We start from the raw sequence: 734 nt of genomic DNA on the forward strand, positions 1-734 counted from the left end.
CTAGTAATCGTAGATCAGAATGCTACGGTGAATACGTTCCCGGGCCTTGTACACACCGCCCGTCACACCATGGGAGTGGGTTGCAAAAGAAGTAGGTAGCTTAACCTTCGGGAGGGCGCTTACCACTTTGTGATTCATGACTGGGGTGAAGTCGTAACAAGGTAACCGTAGGGGAACCTGCGGTTGGATCACCTCCTTACCTTAAAGAACCTGCCTTTGTAGTGCTCACACAGATTGTCTGATGAAAAGTAAATAGCAAGGCGTCTTGCGATTGAGACTTCAGTGTCCCCTTCGTCTAGAGGCCCAGGACACCGCCCTTTCACGGCGGTAACAGGGGTTCGAATCCCCTAGGGGACGCCACTTGCTGGTTCGTGAGTGAAAGTCACCTGCCGTCATATCTCAAAACTCATCTTCGGGTGATGTTTGAGATATTTGCTCTTTAAAAATCTGGATCAAGCTGAAAATTGAAACGACACATCTTTAATGGTGTGTTCGAGTCTCTCAAATTTTCGCAATCAGAAGTGAAACATCTTCGGGTTGTGAGGTTAAGCGACTAAGCGTACACGGTGGATGCCCTGGCAGTCAGAGGCGATGAAGGACGTGCTAATCTGCGAAAAGCGCCGGCGAGGTGATATGAACCTTTGACCCGGCGATGTCCGAATGGGGAAACCCAGTGCAATTCGTTGCACTATCGTTAACTGAATACATAGGTTAACGAGGCGAACCGGGGGAAC

1 tRNA gene and 2 rRNA genes are annotated in these 734 nt (G+C 49.6%); all 3 read left to right on the plus strand.

Features of this window, described 5'->3' with window-relative positions:
- A 16S ribosomal RNA gene (locus LA04_RS14295) occupies nt 1-199 on the plus strand; the annotation flags it as partial.
- A gap of 85 nt (nt 200-284) precedes the next feature.
- Nucleotides 285-360 (plus strand) — tRNA-Glu (locus tag LA04_RS14300).
- Between the two features lie 183 nt (nt 361-543).
- Nucleotides 544-734 (plus strand): 23S ribosomal RNA (locus LA04_RS14305); the annotation flags it as partial.

The sequence above is a fragment of the Enterobacter sp. UCD-UG_FMILLET genome (assembly GCF_000762975.1).
GTDB classification, from domain to species: Bacteria; Pseudomonadota; Gammaproteobacteria; order Enterobacterales; family Enterobacteriaceae; genus Enterobacter; species Enterobacter dykesii.